Origin of the sequence: Methanococcoides seepicolus (genome assembly GCF_023684405.1) — an archaeon.
Lineage (GTDB): Archaea > Halobacteriota > Methanosarcinia > Methanosarcinales > Methanosarcinaceae > Methanococcoides > Methanococcoides seepicolus.
The window spans coordinates 1-21,780 of record NZ_JAGSOI010000038.1 but is presented as its reverse complement, the minus strand read 5'-3'; the positions used below and the strand labels follow the sequence as shown (position 1 = coordinate 21,780).

Below are 21,780 nucleotides of genomic sequence, written 5' to 3'. Positions count from 1 at the left end.
ATATGCTAAGTGCTTCTGAAGGGGAACAGGCCGTAAGGCTTGCAAGGAATACTATTGAGTCATTTCTGAAAGATGGAGAGCTGTCAGAGGCTATCGATCTGCCGGAGGTGTTCGGTGAATTGCGTGGTGTTTTCGTGACTCTGACGAAGAACGGCGATCTGCGAGGGTGTATCGGTCATCCTTATGCGGATTCGGCTTTGGAAAGTGCTATTGTAGATTCTGCGATCTCGGCAGCCACAAGGGACCCTCGTTTTCCAATGGTCGATATTTCCGAGATGTCTGATATTATCGTAGAGGTCACGGTCCTGACACAACCGGAACTTATCGATGTTATTCCAGATAAATTGCCTGAAGTTATCGAAATAGGTCGCCATGGTTTGATCGCAAAGCTGGGTGTGTATGAGGGGCTATTGCTTCCGCAGGTCGCACCGGATAACGATTTTGATGCTATCGATCTTTTAAACCACACCTGTTTAAAGGCAGGTCTTCCGCACGATGCATGGCTTACTGGGGCACAGATGTACTGGTTTGAAGGACAGATATTCAAAGAGGTCGAGTCTCGTGGGGATATCGAGGAAGAAAAGTTCAATTCCTGTTGTAAGTGAAAATAGAGTAGATGAAAGAAATGCTTTCATCTATAGTTCTTCATGGTTTCCAGAAGGTCGGTTACGTTCGTCTTGAGCTCACTTGCGGATTCTCCGATCATGAGATTTACAAGACCTTCAGGTCCCAATGTCCTGAAATCGGTTTTTAGACCAATGATCGTCTTTTTCTTTGAATATGCGTACCCTATCTCCCACGCTGTACCTGAATCGATATCACTGCCACCATCGAGGACTGCCACCACTATATCGCAATTGTCAATTGCATCAAGGTTCAACTGGAATATTTTGTGAGAATCCATCTCTTCTCTTGCTGCTTCTGTATCGTTGGAATCTTCCTGTGGCACAAAGACATCGAATCCGAGATCTTCCAGTGCAGTTTCCAGTTTCCTGTTATAATCCTGTTCAGCTTCTGAAAAAAGTGGTGCTGCCAAATATATCTTTTTGGTAGTATTCATTTTATCTCCTTTAATCTTAATAGTGCCCTCTATGTAATGTTGGTCAAGGTTGATAATTATTCTTATTTAGAAAATAACAAGCTTAATTAGTATTGGAAATATACATAACACCATGACCGATATGATAAATGCAGGAATTGTCGGCGCTTCCGGTTATACCGGTGGTGAACTGATGCGTCTGCTTTTGAACCATCCGTATGTCAATATTGAAACGGCTACGTCACGCCGTTTGTCAGGTGAAGCGGTAAGTGACACTCATAAACATCTGCGCGGACTTGTGGATATTGAATTTGAGGACCTTTCTCCTGAAGATATCAGGGGCAGATGTGATGTTGTCTTCGTAGCTGTACCCCATGGGACCGCAATGAACATAGTTCCCGAGCTTATTGATGATAATACTAAAGTTATCGATCTTAGTGCCGATTATCGTTTGAAGACAAGCATCTTCGAGAAGGTCTACAATATGGAACATGCTAATCCAAGAGATGCTGTTTTCGGTCTTGTGGAACTTCATCCTGAAGTGAAGGATGAGTCCTTCGTTGCAAATCCGGGATGTTATCCCACAGGAGCAATTCTGTCAGCTGCTCCTCTTGCGGCTGCAAAACTTCTCAAGATGGCCATATTCGATTCCAAATCCGGAATTACCGGAGCAGGGATAAATCCTACAATGGCATCCCATTATCCTAACATGGCAGAAAATGTCCAGGCATATAAACTGACCACTCACAGGCATCGGGAAGAGATCCTTCAGGAACTGAACCGGTTGGACAATGCTTTCACTGATGTGAACTTCACGCCACACGTTGTTCCTTCCATTCGTGGTATACTTACCACTGCACATCTTTTCACAAAGGAGAAGATGTCGTTGGAGGATGTACGTGAGTTTTATCACGAATTCTACAAGGACAAGCCTTTTGTGAGGGTCGTTGATGATATTCCTTCCCTTAGCGCTGTAAGGGGCTCGAACTTCTGTGATATTGGTTTTGAGGTCGATGCCAACACCGGCCGTATCGTTGTTGTTTCAGCAATTGATAATCTGGTAAAGGGTGCTTCAGGTCAGGCGATCCAGAACATGAACCTTATGTGTGGTTTTGATGAGACCACTGGTCTTCGCATTGCGGCGACATCCCCATAAATTACGATAGGAGATATGATCATGAATGTAAAAGATATTATGAGCAGTAATGTCATTGTATGCAGTCCGCAGGCTACTATTAGCAGTACTGCACAGTTGTTGAAGAAAGAGAACATTAGCGGTGTTCCTGTTGTTGATGAGGGTAAGGTCGTAGGGATCGTTTCCGAAGTTGATCTATTGAAATTGCTTAACATCCCTGAACATGGCGGGCTTTGGCTTCCCAGTCCTTTCGAGGTAATTGAGATCCCTATACGTGAGCTCATTAGTTGGGAAGATACCAAAAAGATGCTTTCTGATGTTGGTTCAAAACCTATCAGTGATATAATGGAAAAGGATGTGTTCACGGTAGGTCCGGAAAGTTCTGTGGAGGATGCTTCCAGATCAATGAGCCGGCACAAAATTAACAGACTTCCTGTTGTCGATAATGGTGAACTGGTAGGGCTTATAACCCGCGGCGATATCATTCGCGGTCTTGCAGGCATTTAAAGTGGTGTTATGAAAGCGAAAGATAGCGGCCTATGTGCAGTAAAAGGAGTTCGTGCTTTCGGTATCAAGCCGGGAAAGATGGGCCTTGCGATCATTGTGGCTGAAGGGAATGCTGCGGGCGTTTTTACCAGGAACAAGGTCATAGCTGCTCCACTGATCGTTACAAGGGAAGCCCTTGGTAAGAATGGCAAACTGGCAGCGGTGATAGCAAACAGTGGAAATGCCAATGCTTTTACAGGTGAGCAAGGTCTCGCCGATGCAAGGGAAATGGCCTCTATCCTTTCTGAAAGATTGGGTGTCGATAGTGACCTTGTCGCAGTGGCATCTACCGGTGTTATCGGCAGGAAGCTCGATATTGGCTGGATACGTGATAATGTCGATGAAGTGATGAACGGTTTTGCAGCATCACCTCAGGGTAACAGCCATGCTGCAAGGGCTATAATGACAACTGATACGTTCCCAAAGATGACTGCGATAGAGCTTGATTGTGGTGTCTGTATAGGTGGAATTGCAAAAGGTTCCGGCATGATCGAGCCTAACATGGGAACTATGCTTGGCTTTGTCTACACTGATGCAGCTCTTTCATCGGACGTACTTGATGAATGCCTCAAGGAAGCAGTTGACAGAAGCTTCAATATGGTCGTAGTGGACGGGGACACAAGTACTAATGATATGGTGCTTCTTACAGCTACGGGAGCTACCGGTATCTCTCCTGATATAAATGAATTTAAGGCAGGACTTGAGCATGTTCTTGTGGACCTTGCAAAACAGATCGCAAAGGACGGTGAAGGTGCTACCCGGCTTATCGAAGCACAGGTAACTGGTGCAGTCTCTGAAGAGGATGCTCGCCTTGTCGCAAAGGCTATCGTACGTTCTCCGCTTGTGAAATCTGCTATTTTCGGCAAGGACCCGAATTGGGGTAGAGTTGTTGCAGCAGCAGGATCTTCCGGCGCTGAACTGGAACAGGATAAGATCTCTCTTGCTTTTTCCAATGGTGTGGATACCGTTTATCTTGTAAATGAGGGTAAGATCCTCTCTGAAGATAAAGAACACTTGACGAAGCTGGAAGCTATCATGGGAAGTTCGGAAGTCATTATCATGGTGGGCCTTGCTCTTGGCAGTGCAAATGCGAAGGCATGGGGTTGTGATCTTACGTATGATTATGTAAGGATCAATGCTGAATATACTACATGATACTGCTTTGACGGGTTTTTATCGAAGGTGATCTTATGGATATTGGGGAGTGGGAATCTGTTTATCGTGAGTCCTATGAGGACATTTGTTCGTCTCTGGACAATGTAAGGGGAATGTTCGTAGCTTACAACAGTAACATTGACGCTATCAAACATGTAAGCGAGGAAGATATTTCAATGCTGTTGGCGCAGGTCGATCAAAATGAAGTCCAAGATAAGTTGTTTGAATATCCTCGGGAGATAGATTCCCCTTCAGATCTTGTGGCAAGGCTTATTATTGCCATGCGTGATGGGAAAGCGGCAGAGGTTCCGACAAATACGACCGAGGTTCATGAATGGCTTACTGATCATCTGGGTTTTGATCATGCACGTATGGGTGGTCAGGCAGGTATAATCTCTAATCTTCTGGCATCCATCGGACAAAATGTGATCACCTATGTTCCATGGCTTTCCAAGGAACAGGCTGACTATTTTGTAGATTCGGACAATCTTCTATTTCCGGTTGTGGAAGGGGATCAACTCAAACTTGTTCGTCCCAGGGATGCCTACGATCCTCAAAATAAGCCCAAGGTGAACTGGATACTCGAATTCTCAAAGGGCATGGGTGTTAATTTCAAAGGGGAGAATTTCATTGTGCCAAGGGACAATCGTCTTATAGTCTCTTCCCGTCCAAAATGGATCCGTATAGAGATGGTTCCGGAATTGTATGAGCGGATCCCTTCTCTTCAAGCGAATGTAGATGGTGCGCTGCTTGCCGGTTATCAGATGATAAAAGAAGAATATGAAGATGGTTCTACCTATATGGACTACATTGATAAAGCCGTCAATGTGATCGAAAGGCTCAAAGAGGGAAATCCGAATATAAGGATACATATTGAGTTCACGTCCATTCAAAATAAGCTTATCAGAAGCTCGATCCTTAAATATATTGTAAGAAAGCACGTTCATTCTTTGGGTCTTGATACAGTTGAAGTCGCAAATGCGTTGAACGTTCTTGGTTATGAAGAGCTTGCATATTCTGTCATCAATAAGGGCGAGAATGCGATAGTTTCTCTTTTTGAAGGCGCAGTTAAGCTTTTAAAAGAGCTGGAACTTGAAAGGGTGCATATACATTCTCTTGGTTTTTACATCTGTGTTGTTGCTAAGGATTGTCCGGTATCTGTTCTCGATCACCGTAAAGCTTTATTGTTTGCTTCCACTACCGCAGCAGCACAGGCATTACAGGGAGAGATAGTTTCTCTTGAAAGTACTGCATTAGGTCTCGATGTTCCTGTCTCTGAAAAAGGATATGGTGATCTTGAGAGATTGAAGGATCATCTTGTGAGCAGTGGTATGTGCTGCATGAAGGATTTCGAGAATGGCTGCATTCGCACACCCCAGTATGATGCTATCGTTGTTCCTGCAAAGGTTGTCAGCGAGCCTGTGGCTACTGTTGGCATTGGAGATGTCATTTCAGCAGCTGCATTTGCAGGTTTTCTTTCCAAGCTTAAATGAGGTGGGATGATGAAGTTCCTCTGCGGCTACAACATGAACTTGGATGCTGTTTATTCCATTACCAGGGAAGATATTGCTGAATTGCTGGCATCAGTGGACCCCACTGTTCTATTCGACAGCTTTCAGCGTTCATCAGGTGATATCAATTCGATATCGGATCTTCTCGCAGGTCTTGTTGGCTGTATGCAGGAAGGGACTGGTGCGGAATGGTTCATTCAGGATGTATCCGTTTTCAGTTTTCTGATGGAGCATTTTTATGAGCGAGCAGTGGTACGGCTTGGGGGTAATATGGCTATCATGGCAAACGTTATGTCAGAGATGGGGGCAGAAGAGGTTGTCGTTAATCCAGTGGGTGATGTTGGTTCGATAAGTCCGTTGATATCGGGGGAGGGCGTGGTCTTTCCGGAAGAAAGTGATAATGATGTAAAAAGCACTTTTAAAGGTGCTAAGGAAAAGATCGTCCATTTTGTCTTTGATTTTAAGAAAGGGCTTCGTTTTGAGCTTTTCGGGAAGAATATTACTGTTCCGAGGGAGAACAGATTCATTGCTACTTATGATAATGTGAATACTGAACTCTATATATCTCCTGCTTTTGAAGATTACAGTCGTGAATATGTAAAAGTTGCGAATGGTGCTATCGTTTCAGGTTTTAATCAGCTTCGTTCAGTTTATCCGGATGGTTCTGGTCCTGTTGAGAAGTTTGAAAAGGCCCGGTCTTTGATGAGGGGATGGAAAGTGCTGAATTCGGACCTGCTGGTCCATGCCGAGCTTGGACATTTTTCAACCTCTGAGCTGGCAGTTTTCATATTTACGGAACTTTCGGGTATTGCGGACAGTATTGGGATGAACGAGGATGAAATAGGTATGCTATTTGAGATACATGGCATTCCAGAAGAACGATTCCAGAGAATAGATTCCAGTATTATCGTTGAAGCATGTGTGAAATGTATTCGTGCAACCGGCCTCAAGAAAATGGTTGTCCATACGCGTGATCTCATTGTATCGGTCTTTAGAGATACGGTCTCTTCATGTGATCATGAGATACAGAGTCTGGAATTTGGAATTATGTGTGCTGCATTTTTTGCAGCGACAGGTAAACTTCCGCTTAGGTCCGATCTTGAAGATTCCGTTAGTGAGTTTTCCCTAAGCGAATATGGGTTAGAGCAGGTTGGGAGAGTGCAAGCGCTCATTGATGGCAATTTTGACTCTTGTGTGGGGTCAGGTGTGGGAGCGTGTGGAAAATATAGTGATCTTAATGTTTGTATCTTGCCAACTTTGATCTGCGATGATCCTATTTCGACTGTCGGTTTGGGGGACACGGTCATGGCAGCTACTTTTTTGAGATGGGTGGAACTTTTGAACAGTTAAATCCAATATTTTTTTTGTGTATGTACTTAATAATGGGACTGATATTCTTATATATGTCATATTTCCATTTACATGTATGAGCCAATTGGAAAACAAAGTCTTTAACGCACTGGGAAGCGATACGCGTATTAGAATGCTTGAGCTGCTTAGTGAGGAGGAGATGCATATCTCCGAGTTGGCAAGGACGTTAAATATCTCTGTTCCGGTTGCTGCGAAGCATGTTAAGATATTGGAAGCTGCAGATCTTGTTGAGCGCAGGATATTTGGGAGGACCCATGTGCTGAAACCAAATAAGGATAATATCTATATTGCTATGAACTCTTTTGCACCGACAAAGTCCATAGAGGTGGAAAAAGGTACTACCCTTCTGGATGCTCTGCGCGGTGTGGCTGCAATAAAGGTGAAGAAGAAAGGCGATAGGGAAGTCATTATCTCTACAGATGGGGAAGAAGGTCTTTATGTTTATGAGATAAATGGTGACTTCTCTGAGAAGTCAGTTCAGAACTGTGTGCTTGATGAGGACACAACTATCGAATGGAAGAAACTTGAACCGGTCACTAAGCTCAAACTTGATATTCATGTCAAGAAATGATCTTTGAACGCTATCAATTTTCGTTCTTTTTTGCATTGTCCTACTTATTATTACATTATCTCGCACTGTTCTTTTTTATACGGTTTTTTGCCATTCTTTTAAATAATACTTTCACCTCGCTTGGCTGTCGGTTATATAATTAAGTGCCAATTTATCAACCAATGAGTGCTTATGGACGGAACGAACATCATCTGACCTTATCTGAGAGAATGCAGATCCTCTCTGCAGGTACTAAATATGACAGTTGCAATCAGAGTGCTGTCTGTCATGCTTTTGGTCCAGATGGGAGGTGCATACAGCTCTACAAGACACTGTTATCAAATTCCTGTGCAGGGGAGTGTGCCTATTGTCCAAATCGTTGTGAGCGTGAGACTAAAAGAGCCTCTCTTGAACCCGCAGAAATTGCAAAGATCACCTGGTCATTTTACAGAAGGAATGCCATCGAGGGTCTGTTCCTGTCTTCAGGCATCATGGGGGATGCAGAGTATACTTCGCAGAAGCAATTAGAGGTGTTGGAACTGTTGCGAGGTCAGGGGTTTAAAGGTTACATCAATATCCGGGTGATGCCTGGCACTCCGAAATATCTGCTTGAGCAGATCGCAGACCATGCCGATAAGTTCGGTGTTAATGCGGAGACTACCAATTCCGTTAATTATTCTGAGATATGCCCGAATTTCGATTATAAGAACGATGTTCTGCAGAGGTTGAAATGGACAAGGGACCTCATTGAGAAGAAAAGAAGTGAATATTGCGGTATGGGAAAAATGGTTGGTGCAAATGACACTCAATTCGTGGTGGGTGCGGTCCCTGAGTCTGACAAAGAGGTCGTGAAGACGGTCAACAAGTTCATGGACAAGTATGCATTGCGAAGACCCTATTTTATGAGCTTCGACCCTGTGCCTGATACTCCCCTTGAGAATGGGGCCCCTTCGCCGAAATGGCGTGAGCAGAGGTTGTATCAGATGTCCTTTCTTTTAAAGGACTATGGTCTCATGTCAAGCGATTTCGATGAGATCTACGATGAGTATGGGTATCTCTCAAATGCTGACCCGAAGGAAGTGCTTGCACGATCGCAACCTGATCGTTTTCCGGTGGATATCAATTCCGCTGAAATGTCCGATCTGCTCCTTGTTCCCGGTATCGGGCCTATAAGCGCTAACCGGATCGTGCGAGCCCGTCCGATAGTTTCCGAGCAGGAACTTTCCCGGGTGGGTGTCGTAGTTTCCCGTGCAAGGTCCTACATTTCGATCAATGGTTCAAGGCAGACGAACCTTTCTTCTTTTATGGGGGCTTGCTCATGATAATAGCTTTTAGGTCCAGTGTAGAGGGTGTGCTGCTTGCATGTTTAGCTTTCAGGGAATATCCTGGTTCTGAACTGATATTTGCGAGCGATGTGGGGGAGCTTAAGGGGAAACTCGATCTTTCAGGTATCGAGGGTGAGATCAATATGGTAGGTTTTGATCCTTCTTATCGGTCCGAGTCCTTATCCAAGGAGATATTCGGAAAAAGTAAACCTCGTATGGCAAGGTTCGACCCCGATCCTCTATGGTACGTAGATCTTCTTCTAAGGCACAAGGAGTGTGATCCTGCTGGGCTTGTGCGACTGTTGGTTTCTTGTAATGGCGATACTGATGGACTTTATTCAGGGAAGGGCAAGATCGCAAAACGGTATTATAATTATATGCGTGAGGTTGGCAAGGCATACGAGAGGTTGTGTATGTTCGCACGACCGGAGCTTAAAGGTGGCATACTGTCTGTTGTTATTGATACTCCTCACGATATCGCGGATATGTTCTGCAGGTGGCTTGTCAGGAAAAATCCAGACGTTCCTGTGGCAGTTATCAAAAATGGTTCTGCGTGGGTAGGCAATGGCGATCTTATTGGACTTGATAGGGTTGCAAAGATCACCGCATCCTTTGTGGAAAGCCTTCGGTCAACATCGACATCGGATGATGTTGATGAGCTCTGGGACCTCTACTATAATTCCCAGATGATAGATTCAAGGAGAAATCATGGGCTTGCAAAGAAAATGCAGCCCAAAAGTTCTGCTTCGATGAGCAAGATGTCAAAAAGAGATCGTTATAAGGTTGAAAGGGGCATTGCCGGCTGTACCCTGGATAGTTTTGCATGAATATGGGTGAGAAAATGAATGGGTTACAGGATATTCCGCGTATTGGTGAGAAAATGGCGAAACGCTTTCAGGAGCATTTTGGTGGGGAGGATAGGGCAATGGATGCTATTTTAAGCGGTGACATCGCAAGTATTTCCGAAGTTGAAGGAGTAGGGCAAAGATATGCTATTTCTCTGGTACACGAAGTGCGTGCACAGTTCGAAGGTGTTAGTATGGAAGATTTCCTTAAGACAAAGGAAGCTTCGGATATCTATGAGAGGCTCCTGGATATCATCAAGCAGTTCACACATACAAGATATGCAAAGGACAAGCTTCATGTCTACATACCTTATCCTGCAAGCAAAAAGGCACTCATCGAGGATATTAGGAAGGATGTTGCCGGGTATATTGGGACTGCTTGCGTATTGGGGGACAATGAAGAACTGATCTCGCTTCTGTCAAATGTAAAGGCTCTGGATGTCAAATGCGTACCACCGAAAGTTAGGTCCAGGGCAATTCTGACCGCCGATAGCAAGCAGTATGAGGTTGCACGGCAGATGTTCGGGGATCTTCTGGATGTCCAGTTCGTGAAGGGTGCGGGGGAGTTCGTTGATACTGCAAGGGGGTATTCCCATGTTGTTGCTGCTGATGACAAGTGCATGGTCTTTGACCTTCCTGAAGATGTTGATCCTGAGTTCATTCCTGATATTCGCAAAGCAAATATGTGGCAGATAGTGCCGGAGAAGGAGATCTACTTCTTTGCGAGGAATCTTAATACGCTTGAATGCTGTATCCAAATGGTTGAGATATTACGCTGTTCAGGTATATGTTCCCTTGAAGATATTGCGGACGATGATATTGAAAGATTAAAGCAGACCCTTTCTCTTATAGATGGGGATGGGGATGTCAGGGAGGGTTCTGATAATAGTATCGATCGCCTTATGATGATCTCCAGAAATGTCGATAATTGTGTTTCAGAAACCATTACTGCTGCCAATGTCACTCTTAATTCCTGTCTGGAGGAGAGCAAACTTACGCTTAGCGGTCAGGACATGCTTAAGGTGATGAACGGGAAAATGGAGATAAAGGACCTGCTCGAAAAAGAGCTGTTCCATTCTTACAGTTCTGTTATCAAGACCGCAAAAGAGAAGATCGTGGCGGACCTTGCGCTTGAAAGGAATGAGCTGTTGTCCCTTGATTCCTTTTTCTCGGATGAGATCACTCATCCCCTTGAAGTGAAACAGGAATGCCTATATTCCTTTAAGCAGCAGATCGCAAATCAAGTGGAAAAACTGAAGGTTCGGCACAAATGCAATATTGCGAGGACACTCTCAGAGTTCCATGATGTTGCACAAAGGATGGTTCACGAAGCCCTTGATTTCGATGTGGGTTTTTCTATAGGTTGCTTTGCAAAGGAGTTCGACCTTCATCTTCCTGAGTTCATTGAAGGGACGGGCATTGCGTTCAAGGGTGCATCGAACCTTTTCATAAGAACGAGGCATGGTTCGGTCGTACCTATCGATTATTCAGTAGGCAATACCTCCTATGATCCCGATGGGAATGGCAGTCGAGTTGTCCTTTTGAGTGGTGTCAATTCAGGAGGAAAGACCTCTCTGCTTGAATTGGTGGCACAGTGTGTTATCCTTGCTCACATGGGCTTCCCAACTCCTGCCATGAACATGGAGATAGGTCTTGCGGAAGAGTTCTATCATTTTGGAAAATCCAAAGGTACTCTGGATGCAGGAGCTTTCGAGACCACCCTTGTTGATTTTTCAGTTGTTGCAAACGATTCTTCAAAGCTTGTTCTGGCAGATGAACTGGAATCCATTACTGAGCCGGGAGCTTCTGCAAAGATAATCTCGGGAATACTGGAGGTGCTTTCTGAGAATGATAACGGCATGTCAATTTTTGTGTCCCATTTATCAGAACTGATCCTTGAGAACACCGAATGCAATGTACGTGTTGATGGCATCGAGGCAAGCGGGCTTGATAAGGAACTGAACCTTATAGTTGAAAGGACGCCAAGGTACAATTATGTTGCAAAGAGCACTCCTGAGCTCATAGTCGAGCGTCTGTCAAGAAAGTCAAATGGTCCGGAGCAGGACTTTTATAAAAGATTGCAAAAAAAGTTCAATTAAGCCGTAATAATACGGCTTTTCCATTTTGTTAGGTTGCTTTAAAGCACACCTTTTGTACTTTTGATGCCTTCGCCTTCAATCTTGACAGCACGGCGGAGGGCGTATGCAAAGGCCTTGAAAAGGGCCTCTATCTTGTGGTGGTCATTGTAACCTGTGACAGTTATGTGCAGGTTCATCTTTGAATTGTCTGTGAGGGACTCAAAGAAGTGTCTCACAAGTTGTGTGTTCATTTCACCGACCCTTGGTGATTCGAACTGAGCATTCATTACGAGATAGGTCCTTCCTCCAAGGTCGAGAACCACATCTGCAAGGGCTTCATCCATTGGGATGCGTGCATCTCCGAATCTGGCGATCCCGTTCTTATCTCCGAGTGCTTCAGAGAGTGCCTGGCCAAGAACTATTGCGGTGTCCTCTATCAGGTGGTGCTCATCAACGATCAGGTCACCGGTGGCTTCGATGGTCAGATCAAAATTTCCGTGTCTTGCAAAAGCGGTAAGCATATGGTCGAAAAAACCGATGCCTGTGTCAATATTCGATGAACCGTTGCCATCCAGCTCGAGTTCCATCCGGATATCCGTCTCTTTTGTCTTACGTGCGATCTTTGCGTTTCTCATGCTGTTCCTCTGCCGTTTTCGATGATCAATTTTCATCACTGATGATATCTATTGCTTCTGTCAGTGTGAACTTTTTCTTGTATAGTGCGCTCCCAACAACAACACCTGCTGCTCCGGTGTTCTTCAGTGTGACAATATCTTCAAGGGTGGTCACACCGCCGGATGCGATCACGGGTATGGTGACAGCATTGACAAGCTCTTCAGTAGGTTTCGGGTCCACTCCATTTAACAGACCTTCGGAGTCAATGTTGGTGAACAGAATGCTTCCAGCGCCCTTCTCTTCAAACTGGCTTCCCATTTCTACTGCTGTATGTTCTGATTCCTTTGTCCATCCTTCGATGGATATCTTTCCGTTCTTTGAATCGAGTGCAACATTTATATGTTCACTTCCAAATTCATCGGAGAGCCTTTTGATAAGTTCGGGATCCTTTAATGCAGCGGTGCTGAGGATAACTTTGTCAATGCCAATATCGAGTAAAGCTGCAGCATCTTCGAAGGAACGTATTCCTCCGCCTACCTGGATGTATATTCCCTGGGGTTTGCATTTCTCGACGATCTTCTTTATAATGGGTGCATTTGTTCTGTTTCCTTCTATTGCACCATCAAGATCGATAAGATGTAGTGTCCTTGCGCCCTGGGAAACCCAGTCAAGGGCGACTTCAACGGGGTCATCGAGGGATATCATCTCGCTTCCGGGTACGCCCTGAACGAGCTGTACACATTTGCCGCCTTTCATATCGACTGCTGGTATCACTTCAAAGCTCATTTTGTCACCTTTAGGGTATCATTCTCTCGATAGGCATTACAAGTATGTCAAAAGCACCTGCAGCTTTAAGCTTTGTAATGGTGGCAAAGATGATGTCTGCGTCCACGACGGCATGTACTGCCACGATATCTTCCTTGGATTCGACTTTCATTATAGTTGGTCCTGCAAGTCCGGGAAGTACTTCCTTTAAATCATCGACCACTGTGGTTGGAGCGTTCATCATTAAGTATCGCTTTGCTTTGGCATGCATGACGCTCTCAAGGGCTGTTTTGATGTGTTCTATCTTTTCTTCCGTTTTTGCCGTTTCGTGATTTGCGATCAGATATATGGATGATGAGAACACTTTTTCGATTACCTTGAGATGGTTCATCACAAGTGTCGTTCCTGAACTGGAAATGTCCACAATGGCATCTGCAATGCCAACGTGTGGTGTCATTTCGCATGCACCGCTGACCTTTACTACATCAATGTTTATCCCGAGGTTCTTGAAATACCTTGCAGTGATGCCGGGGAACTCAGTTGCCACACGCATTCCTTCAAGGTCATTTGCCGATGAGATGTCTGATTCTTCAGGTACTGCAAGTACAAGGTCTGCTCCTCCATATTTGAGGTCAAGGAGCATCTCTACATCTGACTCGGTCTCAGAGATAAGGTCCAGTCCGGTGATGCCGACATCTGCCGCCCCATCCTGAACATATTCCGGAATATCGGCTGCTCTTGCGAACAGGAATGTGATCTCCGGATCGTTTGTTTTTGCAAACAGCTTTCTGTTGGAACCACCAAGTACGGGAAGTCCTGCTTCCTTGAACATCTGTATGGTGGGCTCGTGTAATCTTCCTTTGTTAGGTATTGCAATACGTATCATATGAAGTCCTTCTCACAGAACGGGTTTAGTTGTATTTTGTTCTATCTATTATAGAACTGTTCTTGGGTCTATGTCTTGAAACACATTTATCCTTTATAAGTATTGCATGGTAGCATTGAGAATGTTTACGATCATTTCCATCCTTTTTCATCATCTACTCTTATTACTGAAGGTTATGAATGTGCACATGAGTAGTAATGATTATATATAAATTGTTCATCTTATAGATTGAATCCAACCGACATGTGGTTTTCACATTTCTATCTGATTTATCAAATTTATCAAAAAGAGGCTAAATATGATCCGAAATATCAAAGTCGAACATCTCCATGAGACTCCTATAGAAAAACAGGAGACCGAGCTTGTTGAAAGGAAAGGTATAGGTCATCCGGACAGTATCAGTGATGGTCTCGCAGAAGCTGTGAGCCGTGCTCTTTGTAAAGAATACATTGACAAGTGTGGAGCTATCCTTCACCACAACACAGATGAGACCCAGATCGTTGCAGGAAGGTCCAGGCCGGAATTCGGAGGCGGTGAGGTCCTCAAGCCTATTTACACTCTTCTTGTCGGAAGGGCTACCATGGAATTCGATGGTATGGAGATCCCTGCAGAGGCAGTTGCCCTTCAGGCTGCACGCGAATATGTTCGCAATACCATTCCCGGTATGGACCTTGAGCGCGATATGATCATTGACTGCAAGCTTGGGACGGGCTCTTCTGACCTCAGGGATGTTTTCACCAGGGATCATATTCCAATGGCGAACGATACCTCATTCGGTGTGGGCCATGCTCCTTTCTCTGAACTTGAACAGGTCGTCTACAACACCGAGAGGCAACTTTTGACAGACCTTAAGAAAAAGAAGATCCCTGGAATCGGGGAAGATATAAAGGTCATGGGTCTCAGGGAGAACGATGATATCTCTCTTACCATCTGCTGTGGTATGGTAGGCAGGCATGTCGATGACATGGACCACTACATAAATGCAAAGGAAGAGATGACCGAGTACGTTCTTGATCTTGCTACCAAGTACACCGACAGGACAGTTTCAGCTCGCATCAATGCTGCTGATAAGGTTGATGATGGCTGTGACTGCGTTTTCCTTACCGTTACAGGTACATCTGCTGAAATGGGTGATGATGGTTCAGTAGGTCGTGGGAACAGAAGCAACGGTCTTATCACTCCAAGCAGGCCAATGAGCATGGAAGCAACAAGCGGTAAGAATCCTATCAACCACATTGGTAAGATCTACAACCTGCTTTCTACACAGATGGCAAGGGACGTTGTAAGTGCTGTTGATGAAGTAAGCGATGTCCATATCAAGCTTCTCTCTCAGATCGGAATGCCTATCGATCAGCCACTCGTGGCAAGTGCACAGGTCATCCCTGAAGATGGTGCGAACTTTGCTGCCATCAGGTCTGAAGCAGAAGTGGTCATTGACGACTGGCTTGAGAACATCACCAAGATCACTGACATGGTGGTCAAAGGCGAACTTGATACTTTCTAATTCCGATATATCTGTATATATTGGATCATGCGGGTGTCAGCAAGATCGATCTTCGATCCAAGCTGCCCCATTTTTCCTTTTGTTCCGCTCTTTCTGTTCTTTTTCTAATATTCTCTCTATTCTTCCTTCACAACTTCATCCGTAATTTCTAATTGCATCTGTTCCTTGTTCATTTTGATCGTCATTATGTTCATATTTGTCTCTTTCATGGGCAATGCGGCGAAAAGAATAAATATCATTATGGCTATGGCGGGGTTGTATCGGTCATCCATATCCGGATTCTCCTTTGAGTGATGCTATCATTGATTCTGCGATCTCTGCGACTTCATTTGTAGGATTTCTTTCAAAGATCAAGTGAGTGAGGGATTTTCATGAAAGTCCTTTGTGGGTATAATGTCAACATTGATGCTGTGTACACGATAACCGGGGAGGATATCTCAGATCTTTTGAAGATGGTGGATAAGGATGAATTGCTTGAGAAGATATACGATGGTCCGGGTGAGATAAGATCGATCACCGATCTTGTTGCAGGACTGGTCCTTCACATGCAGAAAGGCACAGGTGCCGAATGGTTCATTTATTCGGATGATGTTTTTCATTTCCTGAAAAGCCGTTATTATGAGAAGAGTGAGATACGGCTTGGCGGTAATATGGGAATAATGGCAAACGTCATGTCTCACATGGGTGCAGACCAGGTCGTTATGAATGCAGTTGGTGACATCAATTCGATAAAGGCATTGATGTCAGGCGGGAACATAATCTTTTCAGGAGAGTCTGTTCCACAGGATACTTCAACCTCCAAAGATGCAAATGAGATCATCCATTTTGTTTTTGATTTTAGCAGTGGAACACGATTCAATGTTTTTGGCACAGAGGTGATAGTACCCAGAGAAAACCGTTTCATTGCTACTTATGATGATATTAATACGGAACTGACTATCACTCCTGAATTTGAAGAATACAGCCGTGAGCATGTAACTGAGATAGACGGTGCGATCATTTCAGGCTTCAATCAGCTTCAAAGAATCTATCCTGATGGGTCCGGATATACTGAGCGTTTTGAAAAGGCACATTCACAATTAAAGGACTGGAAGCAACGCAATCCCGATCTGCCGATCCACGTTGAGTTAGGGCATTTCATGAGCATGGATATGGGTGTGTCTATCTTCACCGAACTTGCCGGTACTGTGGATAGCATCGGAATGAACGAGGATGAACTGGTAATGCTTGCTGAATTACATGGTGTTCCTTCGGAAATGATACGGAAAATGGATGCCTGTGCTATTCTGGATGCCTGTGTTAGGTGTGTTTCCTCTACTGTCTTGAAGAAAATAGTCCTGCATACCCGTGATTTTATCATGAGCATTTTCCGGGAAGGGACCTCTAGCCCTCTTCATGAGATGCAGAGCATGCAGTTCGGTGTTATGTGTGCGGCAGCCTTTGCAGTATCAGGAAAACTGCCTGAGCGGTCACAACTTGAAGGCTCAGTGAGTGATCTTGCCAGAAGTAAGGAAGGGATGAAGCAGGCAGTTAAGTTGCAGGATCTTATCGGTGGTGAACAGTTCGAGGGCGATGTATGCGGGGCTTACGGGGATTATTCGGTGTGTATCCTGCCGACCATCATATGTGAAAAGCCGGTGTCCACTGTGGGGCTTGGAGATACTGTATCTTCAGCCACTTTTTTGAGGTGGCTGGAACTTATCGGAACAAATGAGGGGCAATCACGACTCGAAGTTTAACATAAAAAGAATAAAAAGTTGGAGGGTAAACCCTCCAATTGGATTATCAATCCCCTTCACATAGGTGTTCCATTTCTGAATGCGTTATAGAGATCTATCACTTTTGTGAGGTCGATAGAAGCCCCAGTTCTTGGTGCAGATGTTCCATTTCTGAAACAGTTGTATGCATCGATAACCTCTGTTAAAGTGACGTATGTTCCATCTGGTGTACCTTCTGAATCAGGATCGTTCCAGGGGTTCCAGTCGTTGACAAAGATGTAGTCCACCTTAGTCTCGGTATCACTACCTGCCGGATTGCTCACAGTGAGGCTCACAGTGTATGTGCCAGCATCTGTATAGTCGAACTGTGGGTTCTGCCCCATGGAGTCCTCAACACCATCGTTGTCAAAGTCCCAGGACCAGCTTTCAGCATCCGTGGACAGATCTGTGAACTGCACTGTCAGGGTTTCACTGCCGGAGGCTACGTTTGCACTGAAATCTGCTACAGGTGGAACGATTTCCGGTCCTTCGATCTCACTGCCAGTGGCATCCCATGCGCCCATGAGCGGATAGGTTTCGATACCACCATAACTACTTGTAATATTGTCTTCTCCAACACCATTGCCATCGGTATCATTGCCGGCATAGGTGGAATAGTAGTTACCGAGATAGCCGGTGTATTCCTGGCCTATGTAGGTGTAGGTTACCGGAGTGGGGGTATTGAAAGTTGTGTAATCATACAGCCGAATATCAGTGTAGCCAATGAAATTATTCAGGTAGTAAGTTCCGTTATCTTTTAGATAAAGCCTTGCAGTGTCTCCATATCCATTAGTGAAAGTATTCTGGTAAACCTGGCCTTTAAATTTGTTATACTTGCTAGTACTATTTAGGAATTCATTGTTCCGAATGATGTTATTCGGACCGTCGTCTAAATAGAGCATTGTTACTCCATCGAAAACATTATTTTCTACCAGAGCTTCTCCATCAAAGCTAATATAAACATCACTCAGTGTATTATTTCTGATAGTCTCGTTGTAGAAAATACAGTAATCGCCTGATTCATAGTAATAGCCTCCATAGATATCAACACCAGTACCGCTGTTGCCCTCAATTCTTGTGTTGTTACCAAACACATGTATTCTACGATCACCGGAAAAAGTACAATCCAGTACAGATGAGCCTTCATACAGATAAATAGAGTCCCCTTCTAAGAATGTACAACCTTCAAACCTCATATTGTTAACAATTTGATTGGGCTCAAAGTAGTCAGTGTCACCATCTAATTGGTCGCCCTGTAGGGCAAAGCTACCAAAAGTAATTCCCTTGAAAGTTATTCCTGAAGCATCGCAACCCGTAGTATCAGTTGCATCCTCCCTACCTAGATAAATCATAGGGGAAACATCACCTGCATCAGGAGTAATGATCACTTCTCCGCCGTTAGCCATGAAGGTCAGGCCGCTTTTATTTATGTACAATGCGATTTTCCCAGCTATCAGCGGCACAGTGTAGGTACCGGGTGCCATCATGATCATGTCCCCGTTCTGTGCAGCGTATATCGTGTCCTGCAGGGAATCTTCCGGAGTGATGCTGATTACTTCAGCCTGTGCAGGCAATGATTCAGGCGTTGCAAACCCGAACACATACGAGTTATCGTTCCCGTAGAAAAGCCAGCCGTCCGAGATTGTTACTCCCTGTAATGTATATTCGGTCATATCCGGAGGTGCCACATAGGACCATTGTTCAATTCCTGATTCATTGATACAATATACAGGTGCGTTTTTAATGTTGCAGGTGAAGTAGATATATATCTCACCGTCACCGTCATCGTATGCCGTACTGATCATGGGAGATGACTGGACGCAGGTAGCGTTGTCAAATATCCAGAATCTCTCGGAGAGATTACTTGCGTTAAAGCAGGATAAGCCGGAACCAGCGCCCCCCCACACAGCACCGGAACCTACATACAGCCTGCCCTTATAGACAGCAGGTGTGGATTTACTTATGCCGATGTTGGCAAGCTGCTTGTCCGTGGTATTGAATGTTCCATCCGGATCCATTCCAAGGGAATATATATAACCGCCCTCGGATGTGAAGTATATGCGACCCAGGTCCTCAGCATAACAGACAGAAGACCTGATATGACCTGCAGCAACACCGAATTCCGTGGATACGTCCATCTCGTCCCTGACAGTACCATTGGATTTGTACACGGAAAGCAGGATGCCTGCCTCATCTCCGTAAACAAGGTAATCGTCTATGATCGCAGCACCTGACCAATAGTAACCACCACTACTGGTAGAATTACGTTCCCAACATTCTGTTCCGTTATCATAGTAGCAGTGATATTTACACCAATATCCCAATCCCGAAGTCATCGGCATCCAACCGCCAAAGTAGATCTTATGATCGTCATAGACCACAGGAGTGTTCAGCTGATAGGCCAGGTAGCCGTCGTTGTTATCGTATGGTATCCGTTCGTCTGCAATCCATTCCACAACACCTGTGGTCCTGTTGATAGAGAATAACATGCCCTTTGTCGTAGGAACAAATATACTGCCATTGCCTGATGCGATGCTCCCGAGTTGAAAGCCGCCTCCATAGGTGGGTGTTGCCCATTTCTCGGTCCCGTTTTCCATGTATAATGCCCGTAAATAATGATCATGGCCCACCACATAAAGAATATCGTCCATCACAACGAATGTGGAATCAAAGCCTGCTCCCAGACCAGGACTGGTTGCCTGTCTGGCCCATGATATACCGTTTCCGACCGGATATGTTATAGGGGCTTTGTCTGCCGTCACACCATTATTGTACTTATTTGCCTGGAACTGTTCCCAGTCAGATGCTGATACTGCTGATGGCATCAGTAGTAACAACAGCAATATCCCCATAATGAATGCGAGATTTCCCCTTCTGTCCTTTGCTATCATTTTCAATCACCATTACTTGTTTTCACTATTATCAGCCGATCCTGCACGTGTCGAAATCGTATTTCTTCCACCATGGCTGCAAAACGAGCAATACCAGACTCACTGAAATGAGTATGACATTGATGTAAATTACAACAATATTACTTCATGAAGTCCTAAAATCAAAAAAAAGGGAATGATCGAATAACCATTCCCAAACTCACTTGTTAATGCTTCTTACATCGGATTTCCATATCTGAAAGCATTGTACATATCGATCACTTTAGTGAGGTCGATAGCAACTCCAGTTCCTGGTGCAGGTGTTCCATTTCTGAAACAGTTGTATGCATCAATAACTTCTGTTAAAGTGACGTATGTTCCATCCGGAAGTCCTTCTGATTCCTCGTCGTTCCATGGGTTCCAGTCATTGATAACGATGTAGCCCACCTTAGTTTCGGTATCACTATCTGCTGCGTTGCTCACAGTGAGGCTCACAGTGTATATGCCTGGATCTGTATAGCTGAACTGTGGGTTCTGCTCCGTGGAATCCTCAATTCCGTCGCCGTCGAGGTCCCAGGACCAGCTTTCAGCATTTGTGGACAGGTCTGTGAACTGCACGGTAAGTGGTACATATCCGGAAACGTTATCCGCGCTGAAGTCGGCTGCTGGAAGAGCCATTACTGACATTGTTGCTTCCCGGATACCGGCAGATATGATGTTTCCGTTATCATCGTCCAGAGAGGTAATGGACACTGTGATGTTTCCTTCACCTAGAGCAAGGGATTCCACGGTCACCGTGCCCAGCAAGACATTTGTATCTCCTGCATTCACACTCTTCTCAAGGTCAATGGTTTTGATAGTGACTGAATTAGCCGGAAGTTCGGAGGACATGTTTAGTGCGCTTGACCAGTCAGGGAATGCGAATCCTGTTATCCTGGCAACTGAAGGGTCGGTTATGCTAAGGGTCAGGTTATACCCGGAAAGCCCGGAAGGTGCCTGATCAAGGTAGAAGTTCAGTGTTTCTGTGTCGCCGATCCCTGCCAGGGTCGTGTCTCCGGGCTCAAAGTAGATCTCCTCTCCGGCAGCCATGCCTGTTCCAAGACATAGCAGGAGCAGGAGGACCGTGAAGCTACACTTCACTGACTTCCTGCCGGGTGTCAACTTTTCACCTGTTTGTTCTCTTTTTAATTTTGCCATAAAACTATCTCCATTTATTTTATCCTGAGTTTGGTCGTTCTTCTAATGAGAATTCCCATGATCACGAAAATTGATGCTGAAAAGGCAGATCCGAACCCGGGAAGGGTATTTCCTCCCGTATCTTCCACTTCAGCATTTACGGTTTCAGCTGACCCTTCTTCCGCATTTTGGGAAGTCAACTGTTCTTCTGAGGTTTCGTCCTCATTTTCCGGGGAAGTGCTGGATCCATCCAGGCTTTCGTCCGGGACTTCATTTACTGCATCTTCATTTACTGCATCTTCCTCTATAGGGATGGTCCATTGTCCTCCGGATGTTGAAGGTTCGGAGCTATCCTCTGCAGATGGATTTTCATCTCCGGTTTCATCTTCATCCCCGGTTTCATCTTTCGGATATTGAGTATTTTCGAGTACGCTGACCTTTCCGAAGTCATCCTCCAGCCTGGATACGGTTACAGTGATCCCGGTAGAACCGCCTTCGAGCCCTGTCAACGTAAGGGATGCAAGTTCTGTGTCCAGAGCTCCTTCTCCTACGCTCTTCTGAAGGTCTGCTGCTTTGAGCCATACGGAGGAATCGGGAAGTTCAGACATGTCGGTCAGGGTTACCCAGCCAGGAAAGTCAACGCTCTCGATCC

General features: G+C 45.0%; 20 protein-coding genes. 12 read left to right on the top strand and 8 right to left on the bottom strand.

From position 1 onward, the window contains the following. Positions 1-2 precede the first annotated feature (2 nt). Positions 3-605: a TIGR00296 family protein gene (locus KDK67_RS09420; protein WP_250868537.1), complete on the top strand. Its 603-nt coding sequence runs from the start codon at positions 3-5 to the stop codon at positions 603-605. 26 nt (positions 606-631) lie between these two features. Here KDK67_RS09420 and KDK67_RS09415 read toward each other — a convergent pair whose 3' ends face one another. Further along, entirely contained in the window at positions 632-1,060 is a 429-nt protein-coding gene (locus tag KDK67_RS09415) for a nucleoside 2-deoxyribosyltransferase (protein ID WP_250868536.1), read from the bottom strand. 121 nt (positions 1,061-1,181) lie between these two features. On the opposite strand from KDK67_RS09415, the gene argC reads away from it, so the two are divergent. From argC to KDK67_RS09370, 9 genes are all read left to right on the top strand, one after another. After that, positions 1,182-2,195 carry an N-acetyl-gamma-glutamyl-phosphate reductase gene (gene argC / locus KDK67_RS09410; protein WP_250868543.1) on the top strand — a complete coding sequence of 338 codons (1,014 nt, stop codon included), beginning with the start codon at positions 1,182-1,184 and terminating at the stop codon, positions 2,193-2,195. Between the two features lie 21 nt (positions 2,196-2,216). Next, positions 2,217-2,681 carry a CBS domain-containing protein gene (locus tag KDK67_RS09405; protein ID WP_250868535.1) on the top strand — a complete coding sequence of 155 codons (465 nt, stop codon included), beginning with the start codon at positions 2,217-2,219 and terminating at the stop codon, positions 2,679-2,681. Between the two features lie 9 nt (positions 2,682-2,690). Next, entirely contained in the window at positions 2,691-3,875 is a 1,185-nt protein-coding gene (argJ, locus tag KDK67_RS09400; RefSeq protein ID WP_250868534.1) for a bifunctional ornithine acetyltransferase/N-acetylglutamate synthase, read from the top strand. Between the two features lie 35 nt (positions 3,876-3,910). Then, positions 3,911-5,368 carry an ADP-specific phosphofructokinase gene (gene pfkC, locus KDK67_RS09395; protein ID WP_250868533.1) on the top strand — a complete coding sequence of 486 codons (1,458 nt, stop codon included), beginning with the start codon at positions 3,911-3,913 and terminating at the stop codon, positions 5,366-5,368. Between the two features lie 9 nt (positions 5,369-5,377). Then, positions 5,378-6,736 (top strand): ADP-dependent glucokinase/phosphofructokinase, encoded by a 1,359-nt coding sequence (locus KDK67_RS09390; protein WP_250868532.1) that lies wholly within the window; start codon positions 5,378-5,380, stop codon positions 6,734-6,736. A gap of 76 nt (positions 6,737-6,812) precedes the next feature. Further along, entirely contained in the window at positions 6,813-7,328 is a 516-nt protein-coding gene (locus tag KDK67_RS09385) for a helix-turn-helix domain-containing protein (RefSeq protein WP_250868531.1), read from the top strand. A 161-nt stretch (positions 7,329-7,489) separates the two neighbouring features. Then, positions 7,490-8,629: a helix-hairpin-helix domain-containing protein gene (locus tag KDK67_RS09380; protein WP_250868530.1), complete on the top strand. Its 1,140-nt coding sequence runs from the start codon at positions 7,490-7,492 to the stop codon at positions 8,627-8,629. Further along, positions 8,626-9,459: a DUF4130 domain-containing protein gene (locus KDK67_RS09375; protein ID WP_250868529.1), complete on the top strand. Its 834-nt coding sequence runs from the start codon at positions 8,626-8,628 to the stop codon at positions 9,457-9,459. Before KDK67_RS09380 ends, KDK67_RS09375 begins: the two co-directional genes overlap by 4 nt. Positions 9,460-9,473: 14 nt before the next feature. Next, the gene (locus KDK67_RS09370; protein WP_250868528.1) at positions 9,474-11,576 is read left to right on the top strand and encodes a helix-hairpin-helix domain-containing protein; all 2,103 of its coding nucleotides are present in this window, start codon (positions 9,474-9,476) and stop codon (positions 11,574-11,576) included. Between the two features lie 38 nt (positions 11,577-11,614). On the opposite strand, the gene hisB is transcribed toward KDK67_RS09370, so the two are convergent. The 3 genes from hisB to hisG are packed head-to-tail and all read right to left on the bottom strand — an operon-like array spanning position 11,615 to position 13,821. Next, on the bottom strand, positions 11,615-12,190 hold the full coding sequence (hisB, locus tag KDK67_RS09365; protein WP_250868527.1) for an imidazoleglycerol-phosphate dehydratase HisB: 576 nt from the start codon (positions 12,188-12,190) through the stop codon (positions 11,615-11,617). Between the two features lie 25 nt (positions 12,191-12,215). Further along, the gene (hisA, locus tag KDK67_RS09360) at positions 12,216-12,956 is read right to left on the bottom strand and encodes a 1-(5-phosphoribosyl)-5-[(5-phosphoribosylamino)methylideneamino]imidazole-4-carboxamide isomerase (protein ID WP_250868526.1); all 741 of its coding nucleotides are present in this window, start codon (positions 12,954-12,956) and stop codon (positions 12,216-12,218) included. 10 nt (positions 12,957-12,966) lie between these two features. Continuing rightward, the gene (gene hisG / locus KDK67_RS09355) at positions 12,967-13,821 is read right to left on the bottom strand and encodes an ATP phosphoribosyltransferase (RefSeq protein WP_250868525.1); all 855 of its coding nucleotides are present in this window, start codon (positions 13,819-13,821) and stop codon (positions 12,967-12,969) included. 298 nt (positions 13,822-14,119) lie between these two features. Here hisG and KDK67_RS09350 point away from each other — a divergent pair, with 298 nt between their 5' ends. Beyond that, positions 14,120-15,325, top strand: coding sequence for a methionine adenosyltransferase (locus KDK67_RS09350; protein WP_250868524.1), 1,206 nt, complete (start codon positions 14,120-14,122; stop codon positions 15,323-15,325). A 116-nt stretch (positions 15,326-15,441) separates the two neighbouring features. On the opposite strand, the gene KDK67_RS09345 is transcribed toward KDK67_RS09350, so the two are convergent. Continuing rightward, positions 15,442-15,597 (bottom strand): hypothetical protein, encoded by a 156-nt coding sequence (locus tag KDK67_RS09345; RefSeq protein ID WP_250868523.1) that lies wholly within the window; start codon positions 15,595-15,597, stop codon positions 15,442-15,444. A 99-nt stretch (positions 15,598-15,696) separates the two neighbouring features. On the opposite strand from KDK67_RS09345, the gene KDK67_RS09340 reads away from it, so the two are divergent. After that, a complete protein-coding gene (locus KDK67_RS09340; protein WP_250868522.1) occupies positions 15,697-17,064 on the top strand; it encodes an ADP-dependent glucokinase/phosphofructokinase in 1,368 nt (455 codons plus the stop codon). 56 nt (positions 17,065-17,120) lie between these two features. Here KDK67_RS09340 and KDK67_RS09335 read toward each other — a convergent pair whose 3' ends face one another. From KDK67_RS09335 to KDK67_RS09325, 3 genes are all read right to left on the bottom strand, one after another. Beyond that, positions 17,121-19,973: a PKD domain-containing protein gene (locus tag KDK67_RS09335; RefSeq protein WP_250868521.1), complete on the bottom strand. Its 2,853-nt coding sequence runs from the start codon at positions 19,971-19,973 to the stop codon at positions 17,121-17,123. Between the two features lie 216 nt (positions 19,974-20,189). Next, positions 20,190-21,149, bottom strand: coding sequence for a PKD domain-containing protein (locus tag KDK67_RS09330; protein ID WP_250868520.1), 960 nt, complete (start codon positions 21,147-21,149; stop codon positions 20,190-20,192). A 14-nt stretch (positions 21,150-21,163) separates the two neighbouring features. Next, positions 21,164-21,780: hypothetical protein (locus tag KDK67_RS09325; RefSeq protein ID WP_250868519.1), on the bottom strand; the 617-nt coding region annotated here is incomplete at its 5' end.